The following is a 3,135-nucleotide window of genomic DNA, read 5'->3' as shown; positions in this document are numbered from 1 at the left end:
GCGCCGGCACCGAGGAGAAGGTGAACTTCGGATTGGTCGCTTCGCCCGACACCACGATGGTGACGGTGGCGCTGGTCGTCGTCGTGGTCGCCGTCAAATTGAGATAGGGCACCAGCGAGCCGGAAAACCCGACCGTGCCTTCGGTGAAGGTCAGCCGCTTGCCGAGGATCGACAGTCGTCCGCGCTGCAAGGTGAAGGTGCCGACCGCTTGCGGCGACGAGGCCGGGCCGGTCAGCTTCAGCGAGCCGCCAAGTTCGGCATCAACGCCCCTGCCCTGGATGAAGATCTGATTCGGCGCGTTGACCGTGACATCGAGCGCAAGGCCGCTACCGCCGCCCTTGCCGCTGGTCGTCGGCGGCCGCAGCGCCTTGTCCTGCGCCTTGACCGCGCCCGGCGCGTTCTTGTGCTTGACGTCGAGCGCCGCCAGCGAGCCCGGCAATTTGTCGGGAACGGTGATCACCGTCTTGGCGAGATTGACGGTACCGGCGATGACCGGTGCGGAGGTCAGCGGTCCCTTGATCGTCAGGTCGCCGCCGAGATTGGCGGTCACCACCCTGCCGTCCGTATAGCGGCCGTCGACCAGCTTGATCGACAGGTCGGCCGGGAAACCCTGCGCCGGGTTGATGCCGACCGTGCCGCTGGCCGACAGGCTGCCGCGCGTCGACAGCGTTCCGGTCAGCCGGTTGATCCTGGCGACGCCGCCGGCAATCGAGACATCGGCGGCGAGATCGTTGACGGCGAGGCCGGAGCGCGCATCGACAAGGCGCGCACCCGAGGTGCTGATGCTGCCGCCGATGACGGGCGATGTCGCGGGACCGCGCACCTGCACGTTGACATTGGCGGTTCCAGACAAAGACAGACCCTGCGCGGCCAGCTTCTGGCTGAGCAGGCCGAACGGCACGACGCCATTGAAGTCGAGCACCAGTGACGGCGTGCCGGCCGTTGTCACGGTGCCGCCGCCCTTGAGGCCAAGGCCGGCGCCATCGCCGACATTGGCATTGAAGGTCAGCTTGTTGCCGCCGAAGGTGCCCGACGAGGAGACACTCACCGCACCGACACCGGCACCGCGCGTCTGCGAGGTCCGCACGCCGGCCGCGTCGAGGTTGAAGACAATGGCGGGGTTCGCCGGCGCACCCGTCACCTTGACCGTGCCTGAGATCGAACCGGCGGCGTCGAGCCCCGGCGAGAAACTGTTGGCGAGCGACATCGGCACCCGCGCCAGCGTCGCATTGATGTCGAGCGCCGTGCCGACCTTGCCGGTCACCGTCGCCGTGCCGCCGCCAAGGTTGAGCACGAGCCGGTCCAGCGTCGTTGTGCCGTTGGCAATGCTGACGGTCGAGGCCTGGGCGATGGCCGTCTTGATGCCCTGGACAGTCGCCTGGCCGGAGGCAAGCTCGATGGTCGTCGTGCCGTTGGCCACTTTCACCCGGCCGGCGGCCTGTGCCGGAATGCCCTTGACGGTTGCGCCGCCGGAGAAGCCGGTCCAGTCGCCGTCGCGCTTCAAGTCGACATCGATGCCGCTGATCACGGTGCCGCCCGACGTGACGGTGTCGGCGCGGATCTTTCCGGAGATCACGGGCGCCGCCAGATAGTTGGCGACCAGCGCATCGATCGAGACGGCTTTCGCCTGCAGGTCGCCGCGCGTAATCGATGCTGTCGCCGCCTTGATTGCGACCTGTGGCGCATTGCCGTTCTTCGAAAAGGCGATCGTGCCGCGCACATCGCCTTCGGCCTTCTCCAGGGCAAGTGCTGCCAGCGGGCCGATATCGGGCAGGTCGAGCGCGATGGTGCCGACCGGCACGAACTTTTCATCCAGCGCCAGATCGCCGGAAATCCTGTTCTTGCCGAGCGACAGCAGCAGGCCATTGATGGCGCTCTTGCCGTCCGCCGTCGCCAGCACGGCACTACCTTGCAGCGCCTGGCCGGCGACATTGCCGGTCAGCTGCACATTCGCCGCCGGATTGGCGGCATCGGCCTTGCCGGTGGCGGTCAGCTTCAGCCCGGTGATCTCTCGCGCCGCCACGAGAAGGCGGTCGCTGTCGATGGTCAACGACAGGTCCGGCGCCGCGGCCGGGCCCTGCGCGTTCAACGCAAAAGCGATGGCGCCCTTGGCGTCTTTCGACAGCAGCGAGATATCGCTCAGCGCACCCTTGATGTCGGCGGCCACCTTGTTGTCGGCAAGGCTGGCTTGCCCGTCTGCGGTCAGCGCGCCCGAGGTCAGCTTCAATCCGCCTATAGCGATACTGCCGTTGGGGTCGCGCTTCAGCGTGGCGCTGATCTCAGCGCGTTCGCCAAGCATGCCGCGTGCCGCCGCCGGCAAGGCCGACGATGGGGCATCCGCCTTCAGATTGAGGTCGATGGCACCGTCACGCAGCGATACCTGGCCGGCAACCTGGCTGTTCAGCGCATCGCTCTTGAGCGAGCCGCTGTCTATGGCAACCGCATCGGCTGTCAGGCGACCGCTGAGCGCCGCCGTGACCTTGCCGGCGATCAGCGGCGCAATCACCGGATTGTCGAGACCGACCTTGTCCACCGACACTGTGCCGGAAACTGGCCCTGCGCGGTTCTTCAGATCGAACGCATCCGAGTGCAACGCCAGGGCAAGCCCGTCCACCCTCGCTGGACTGGTGACGATCGAGGGCAGGATCGCAGAGACATCCAGGCGGGCCCGCGTGCTCTCGCCCGCCACCTTTGCCGACAAGGACCGGATTTCGATCTTGACCGGGCTCCCGGCGCTGCCGACAGTCAGGGGCAGGCTGGGGCCGGATGAGATGAGATCGAGCGCAAAATCGCTGGCGCCGTTCGGATTGAGGGTGCCGGCTGCCTTGCCGGAAATCTTGTCACCGGTCAGTGTCGCCTGATGGAGCACCACGCCGCCGGCCATGGTGTAACTGCCTGCCGCGTCGACAGCCAGCGCTCCGAGCCCCGCCTGGCGAGTCTGGCTGGTTTCGACGCCAGCCAGTTGCGCGTTGAAGCGGACATCGGGAGCGGCCGGCGGCCCGGTCACTCCTGCCGTGCCGCTGAGCGTGCCGACAGCGTCGAGGCCGGGCGAAAATTCATTGGCGAGCGCCGCGGGCAGTGCCGAAAATTGCGCCGCGAGGTCGAGCGTCTGACCGGCAGTGCCCGACCTGTCTC

General features: G+C 67.4%; 1 protein-coding gene. It reads right to left on the bottom strand.

The genetic code is table 11. From position 1 onward, the window contains the following. On the bottom strand, positions 1-3,135 hold a 3,135-nt coding region (locus EN949_RS34190), incomplete at both ends, for a translocation/assembly module TamB domain-containing protein (protein WP_206535000.1).

This window comes from Mesorhizobium sp. M7A.F.Ca.US.007.01.2.1 (assembly GCF_003998165.1).
In the GTDB taxonomy this organism is placed as follows: Bacteria; Pseudomonadota; Alphaproteobacteria; order Rhizobiales; family Rhizobiaceae; genus Mesorhizobium; species Mesorhizobium ciceri.
The sequence above is the reverse complement of the archived record's forward strand: the minus strand, read 5'-3'. Positions and strand labels throughout refer to the sequence as shown.